The organism is Microcystis sp. M_QC_C_20170808_M3Col (assembly GCF_007095505.1).
GTDB lineage: Bacteria > Cyanobacteriota > Cyanobacteriia > Cyanobacteriales > Microcystaceae > Microcystis.
Genome location: NZ_SFBY01000213.1, coordinates 1 through 2,901, shown reverse-complemented (window position 1 = coordinate 2,901; position 2,901 = coordinate 1). Strand labels below are relative to the sequence as shown.

2 protein-coding genes are annotated in these 2,901 nt (G+C 42.6%); one reads left to right on the top strand and one right to left on the bottom strand.

What is annotated here, in order from left to right; all coding sequences use genetic code 11:
- Positions 1–452 precede the first annotated feature (452 nt).
- Positions 453–1,466, bottom strand: coding sequence for a PEP-CTERM sorting domain-containing protein (locus EWV84_RS09575; RefSeq protein ID WP_287077817.1), 1,014 nt, complete (start codon positions 1,464–1,466; stop codon positions 453–455).
- 913 nt (positions 1,467–2,379) lie between these two features.
- Between EWV84_RS09575 and psb28 the strand changes: the two genes are divergently transcribed.
- Positions 2,380–2,718 (top strand): photosystem II reaction center protein Psb28, encoded by a 339-nt coding sequence (gene psb28 / locus EWV84_RS09570; protein ID WP_002758684.1) that lies wholly within the window; start codon positions 2,380–2,382, stop codon positions 2,716–2,718.
- Positions 2,719–2,901: the final 183 nt, after the last annotated feature.

Here is a 2,901-nt window from a genome sequence, read left to right as displayed (position 1 = left end):
GACTTGCGGTGTCAGTCTGTAGAGCGACCATAAGACCAGAACAGAGTAAATCTGTTAAGGCAGGTGCGGAACCCCGCAAGGGAAAGAAGCAGAAACCCAAATCGTGAGGTTTGGGAATCGCCGTCCGTTTTACGGCGGCGAGGATGTCAAAGCCTTGATTTTGTCACTGATTGCAGTCCGAGAGTCTCTTAGGGTGAATTTATTTATGCTAAATCCGTTGAGTATAGGCTACTTATGAGGACAGGCACTCATGCAAGAGGCACTCATGCAAAAGGGGGAATGAATAATCAGTCTTTAATAACCCGATTTAGTACTATACCATTTTTCAAGAGTAATGGCAGAGATGGTTAATTGCCCTCACCCCCAACCCCTCTCCCGTTCTGGGAGAGGGGAGTAGGAGGCAAGAGGCACTCTTGCCTCATCTCAACAAGCAATTTAAATCCGCGGGCAGCTTAGGATTTTTTACCACGACGAGATAGTAAGATACCGATGGCACCGATACCGAAAATACCCAGTGTCATGGATGGTTCGGGGACGGGAGTGGCAGTGCTCTTAAATTTACTGGTGATAAACATTCCAAAAACGTTATCATCATTGCTTGGGTTCTGTGTTGTTAAGCGCAGGAAGGTATCTCCAGGTGAGATAAAAGGAGCGGCATTATCGCTATTACCGAGAGCGAGGTTATAGTATTCATCATCGATTCTCGGTCCATCGAAGGAGGAAGCGAATGGGCCGGGGTTAGCAGGGTCATCACCTATTCCCCCAACAGTTATTAAGGCTCCGTTGGCTCCTTCACCGTCATCCTGTCCTCCTGCACTTGTGCTCAAACGTCGATTATTGGTCGAATTAGTGGTTACGTCAATCTGGGTGAATTGCCCACTGGGTTGAAGGCTGTAACTAGAAGCGAGTGAAACCAGAAAATCTCCTCCAGTGTAAGGACTGTCAAAATCAAACTGAACTGTGTCTCCCCCGGTGCTTAGTTCCCCGTCTAAGATAACTGAGGTAAAACCTTGGGTAGAAGGATTACTATAGGCAACGACAAGAACTGCACCATCGTTAGTTGGCATTGGCCCGTTTTCAACGATACTAAAGTCTTGAAGTCCTCCCGTAAAAGAAGAATTGATGATATTGGTGACATCCCAACGGGCAGTGGTAGCTAGGTTTTGATCGGGACTAAGAATAGTTGCTGAAGTCAAGGGGAGTAAAGTCCCATTAAAAGTTACTCCGTAAACTGGACTCATATTCCAGACGGAGGTGGCATAGAGATAAGCCCTCTTAATAGTAGAACCTGTGGGTATATTGGCCTGAATAATTCCGCTGTTGGAGAGGCTTCCAAAACCGTCAATAGAAAGGGCGGCGTTGGAAATGGATTCTCGTACTATCAAACTGGCGGAAGCAGGGGCAATGTTTAGGCAAAGTCCAACAGTAATCCCCAGGGGGAGCAATGAATAAGTAAGTTTTTTCATGATGGGCAGCTGGTAACAACTTTCAGATTATAGCGTTTATGAAGTATGGCGGTATTTGTCATCATTTCTTGACGATCAGATAATATTCCGACGTTCCGCCGTTCTCTAAAACCAGAAACTTCGTATCTCACTGTTAAGATAACTGCTAATAAACTGCATATCTATTCATAATTTGTTTAAGTCAAATTTTTCAAAGGTAATGGCAGAGATGGTTAATTGCCCTCACCCCCAACCCCTCTGCCAGAAGGCTGTTTTTTGGTATTTTTGAGATAGGTTGAGAGTTTCCAGCTTAAGATTTTCTTTATTTAGGACAGACATAGCGTGCTAACAGACTTAAAAAACTATTGGCTGCAAAAGATCACTATTGCAATTAGCTTTGACAAATCCCAACACAGTCTAGACGAGAAGCGGGAAGCGATGGCAACAATTTAATTTAGTCCGACTATGATCGTACAACCTTTATACAAAGACTTGTGTGATTTGACGCAGTAAAAGAACTATTTAAGGACACAAGTAAGCTAAAACACGCGTAATTAGTCAGCGCAATAAAAAGTTTTAATTGAGAAGGGACAGAACCTCCAGAGAACCAACTTGAGCCACTTTGCACACTTTTGTCTTTTTGTCAAATTTTATGTTAAGAAAGATATGACACCGAATCGGTTTGTAATAGTGTGATTAACTCCCAAGTTATGGATTGTTTTTCCCTGCTCCCCGCTCCCCGCTCCCCACTCTCCACTCTCCTATACCTTTTAAATAGGATTTAGTATGACTAATGGATAGGCCTACTACGAATAAGGAAAAATGATATTGGTATTGATATTTTGAGCTTATGCTGTCCCATCTGCTTTTTACTTGCGACTTGGTGTGAGATGATCTAGAAATGTGTATTTCATGACAAGGATAAAGAAAAGTAATGGCAGAAATTCAGTTTTCCAAGGGTTTAAAAGAACCTGTTGTTCCCGATATCCGCTTAAGTCGCACTAAAACGGGGGAGAAAGGATCGGCAAAATTTTATTTTGAGCAACCGACTATCCTCGGAGATCAACAAACTGAAGAAATCACGGGGATGTATCTCATTGATGAAGAAGGGGAAATCGTCACCAGGGAAGTAAAAGGCAAATTCATCAACGGTAAACCCACAGCGATCGAAGCTACGGTTATTTTCAATTCTCCCGCAGAGTGGGATCGTTTTATGCGTTTTATGGAACGTTACGGTAGCGAAAACGGTCTAGAATTTACTAAATCTTCCTGATTAACCAGTAAAAAACCCGCATTCAGGATCGATGCGGGTAGAGGGAAGAAATCAGAAGAAAAACCTATTTAGGGTTTGCTGAAAAAGTTATTGAAAAGTACAGGTCTCTTAATCAATGATTTCACTTAGCTACAAGCATAAGCTTTAGTTGTTGATTAGTTTCTAAGTCATAACTTATTGTCA